We start from the raw sequence: 3401 nt of genomic DNA on the forward strand, positions 1-3401 counted from the left end.
CAGGCCGGCGCCGAGGCTCCCCTCGGGGCCGCCGAGGCCGCGGCCGAACCGGGCGCCTAGCACCGCCCGCCGCGCAGTCCTGTCACGGAACGGCACCGCAGAAGCGCGACGCGCTCTGCGGTGCCGTTGCGCGTGTCGTAACACAAGCAACACACGACGCATACGTAACATCAGTCCGTGCTGTATCGGCGCTCCGCACCTTCGATACTGTTCTCCGCGCTCGCGGCGACAGTGGTGTTGCTGCCGTTGGCGATCTCCGGTGGGGACGACGGTGACGAATCCCCGTCGATGGCCGCTCCCGAAGTGGTTCAACAGCCGCTGACCGACGTCGGCGGCGGCGAGACGATCCGGGAGTTGCACCAGGACACCCCGTTCTCCATGGTCGCGCTGACCGCGCAGGACTTCGGTGCGACGTCGGTGCGGGTGCGCGCCAAGAAAGACGACGGCTCCTGGGGGCCGTGGTACGAGGCCGAACCGCTCGACGGCGTCGGCGCCGACCGGCCCGGCGGGGTACGCGGCACCGATCCCGTCTTCGTCGGGCGCACCACGACCGTGCAGATCGCGGTGAACCGGCCCCCGGACGCACCGCCGACCGGGCCCGCCGCCCCCGCGCGCGAGCCCGACGGCCCCGAACTCGGTTACATCCCCGCCAATGTCGAGCAGCCGTTGCCCCAGAACATCACCGCCGTGTTGATCAGCCCGCCGCAAGCGCCGCCGGACCTGGTCCCGATGCCGAATGCGGCCACCCCCGCGGGGCAGCCGCCGCGCATCATCAACCGTGCCGAATGGGGCGCCGACGAAAGCATGCGATGCGGCGAACCCCGCTATGACAGCAGGGTCCGTGCCGGCGTCGTGCACCACACCGCGGGCAGTAACGAGTACGCACCGCAGGACTCGGCGGGGATCATCCGGTCGATCTACGAGTACCACACCCGCACCCTGGGTTGGTGCGACATCGCCTACAACGCGATGGTGGACAAGTACGGCCAGGTCTTCGAGGGACGCGCAGGCGGGATGGGCCGTCCCGTCGAGGGTGCGCACACCGGGGGCTTCAACCACAACACCTGGGGTGTGGCCATGCTCGGCAACTTCGACGCGGTCCCCCCGACGCCGATCCAGTTGCGCCACACCGCAAGACTTCTGGGATGGGTGCTGGGCCAGTCCGGGGCCGATCCGCTCGGCACCGTGGTGCTCCCGTCCGAGGGCGGTTCGTTCAGCAGGTTCCCGTTCGGGGCGTCACCGACGCTGCCGACGATCTTCGCCCACCGCGACGTCGGCAACACCGAGTGCCCCGGCAACGCGGCCTACGCGCTGATGGGTCAGATCCGTGATATCGCAGCGCGTTTCAACGACCCGCCGGGCCCGGAACAACTGGCCGAGACGCTCCGCGGCGGCGCGATCCACGCGAAATGGGAGTCACTGGGCGGGATGAACAGTTTCCTGGGCCGGCCGACCTCCCCCGAGGCCTCCGGCGAGGGTGCGACACGGTATGTGACCTTCGAGCGCGGCGCGGTGTACTGGTCACCGGAAAGCGGCGCCGAGCCCGTCACAGGTGAGCTCTACAAGGCTTGGGGGGCATTGGGATTCGAGCGCGGCGCGCTGGGTCTTCCGACCAGCGCCGAGATCGCCGAACCGCTGTGGATCGTGCAGAACTTCCAGCACGGCACGCTGAACTTCGACAGGGAGAAGGGCACCGTCACCCGCGTGATCGACGGTGTTCCCGTCGAACTGCCGCGCGACACCGCCGATTCGGCACCGGTTCAACTGGAGCGGTTCACCCCGCCGAGCAACCCGGCCTAGCCCTCGGGACTCAGCCGTGCGCTGAGCTGGGATCTGGAGCGGATGCCCAGTTTCCGGTACACCCGGGTGAGGTTGGTCTCCACGGTCTTGACGCTGACGTACAAGGTGTCGGCGACGTCTTTGTTGCTCATCCCGGAGGCCACGAGTTCGGCGATCCGGCGCTCCGAGTCGGTCAGCTCGGCGCCCGCGGACCGGTCCACGACGTTGATACGGGCCAGCTCACTGCGGGCCCGTTCGGCCCACAGCGGCGTCCCGAGCTGCTCGAACCGCTGCAGCGCCGCGCGGACGGTCCGCGCGGCGGCGTCCCGGCGACGCAGTCTGCGCTGGATGTCACCGAGCACGAGCTCGGTTCGGGCCCGTTCGAACGGCATCGGGAGCCGGTCGTGCTGGGCCATCGCCCGCCCGGCGGCCCGCAGCGCACCGTCCAGATCGCCCTGCGCCGCGGACAGCATCGCCCGGCAACGGCTTCCGACCGCCAGCAGCCACGCCCTGTCCAGCTTGGCCCCGTTCCGTTCGAACGCGTCGATCATCGGCTCGGCGTCACCGTGCCGGCCGAGCGCGATCAGCGCCTCCACCGCATCCGGTACGAACCAGCACCAGATCAGCTCGGTCCCCGAGAACGGCCGGTACAGCTGCAGCAGCGGCGCCGCCGCCTCGGCGGCCGACGCGTAATCACCGAGCGACACGTCGAGGAACGTCAGCGTCGCACGCGCCCACCCGGTCAGCGACACGTGGCCGGCACCCTGCGCGAGTGCGCTCTGCGCGAGGTCGCGCGCCTGGGCCTGCCGGCCGCGGTATGCGGCCGCCACGGCACGGATGCTCATCGCTATCACCATCGATCCGCCGACCTGCCCGGCCCGCTCCATCAGCTCCTCGGCGTGCCGGTCGGCCTCGTCGTAGCGGCCCCGCCAGACGGCCACCAGGGTGCGGTATCCCGTCACCGCCATCACGTCGTGTTCGGCGCCCCGCTCCCGGCACCGCGCGGCGATATCGGCGAGCTCCCGGTCGGCCTCCGGTAACCGCCCGGTGACGGCGCGCATCACGGCTCGGACGGCGCCGGCGCGGAACGGGATCGGCACCTCACCGTCGGCGTCCTCCAGCTCGACCGCACGCTGCAGCGCCGCCTCGTCGAGACCTCCGCCGGCCTGGCAGTTGACGTACACCCACATCGCCAGCGCCTGGCTGGTCAGCGACGGTACGCCGGCGCGCTCGGCGACTTCGACGGCCCGGCCCACCGACTCGATCTGACGGTCGAACGCCCCGACCACCCCCTGGGCGAAGGAGAGCATCAGCAACGACGGGACGTGCACGGCGTCGTGGCCGCCGCCGTCGACGCATGCGCGCTCCAGCAGGGTGACCGCCTCGGCGTAGTCGTCGTGGAAGATCCGCACGCCGGCAAGCAGATTCAACGCGACCGCGCGCAACACACCGGGCGGCAAGTCGTCGATCACACCGTCGAGCAGCGCGGCGGCCCGTGCCGTCTCGCCCGCGGCGTGATGGTGTTCGGCGGCGCGGATCCGGCGTGACACCGTGTCACCGCCGAGCCGGATCGCCAGCTCCATGAACTCGGCGGCCGCCGCGGACGCGCCGCGGGCCCGGGC

The 3401-nt window shown here is 71.2% G+C and carries 2 protein-coding genes; one reads left to right on the forward strand and one right to left on the reverse strand.

Annotated features, from left to right (window positions below):
• The first annotated feature begins 177 nt into the window (after positions 1–177).
• The gene (locus ASJ79_RS21090; RefSeq protein WP_067959475.1) at positions 178–1800 is read left to right on the forward strand and encodes an N-acetylmuramoyl-L-alanine amidase; all 1623 of its coding nucleotides are present in this window, start codon (positions 178–180) and stop codon (positions 1798–1800) included.
• Here the strand turns inward: ASJ79_RS21090 and ASJ79_RS21095 are convergent.
• Positions 1797–3401, reverse strand: a 1605-nt coding sequence (locus ASJ79_RS21095; protein ID WP_231750960.1) for a LuxR family transcriptional regulator, incomplete at its 5' end; no start/stop codon positions are given. The two genes, ASJ79_RS21090 and ASJ79_RS21095, sit on opposite strands and share 4 nt — an antisense overlap.

Source organism: Mycobacterium sp. NAZ190054, assembly GCF_001545925.1.
In the GTDB taxonomy this organism is placed as follows: domain Bacteria; phylum Actinomycetota; class Actinomycetes; order Mycobacteriales; family Mycobacteriaceae; genus Mycobacterium.